General features: G+C 79.6%; 1 protein-coding gene. It reads right to left on the bottom strand.

The genetic code is table 11. The features are described from left to right. Window positions 1–22 precede the first annotated feature (22 nt). Window positions 23–416 (bottom strand): hypothetical protein (locus C1I97_RS38905; RefSeq protein WP_111007434.1); only part of this gene is annotated, 394 nt, incomplete at its 5' end.

The following is a 416-nucleotide window of genomic DNA, read 5'->3' as shown; positions in this document are numbered from 1 at the left end:
CCTGACGGCTCCGCCGCCCCCGCTACCAGCGCGGGGGCGGCGGAGCCGTCAGGTGTTCCGTCAGCCGGGACAGACGGTCCCGGAAGCGGCCGCGTCCCCTCGGGGCCGGCACCGCGTTCTCCCCGGCCGCCGCGCTCACCAGGTGCTGGACGGTGTCCAGGTCCAGCTCGGAGCCCTCCGGCACCGCCAGCGTCTCGTGCGCCATCGACCCCAGCTCGCCCCCGCCGGAGCCGAGGGCCAGCACCGTCGCCCCGGCCCGCCGGGCCTCGTGCACCCGCTCCAGGAGCGGCGCGGGCTCCTCGGGGGCCACGACGAGCAGCGTCTCACCCCGCCGGGCCGCCTCCAGCCGGCCGAGCCCGACGGCGAGGTGCGCCGGGTCCGAGGGGCGGGCGGTGTGCCGTACGAGCGTCGGGGAC

It is taken from the genome of Streptomyces sp. NTH33 (assembly GCF_003236365.1).
Taxonomy (GTDB): Bacteria; Actinomycetota; Actinomycetes; order Streptomycetales; family Streptomycetaceae; genus Streptomyces.
The sequence above is the reverse complement of the archived record's forward strand: the minus strand, read 5'-3'. Positions and strand labels throughout refer to the sequence as shown.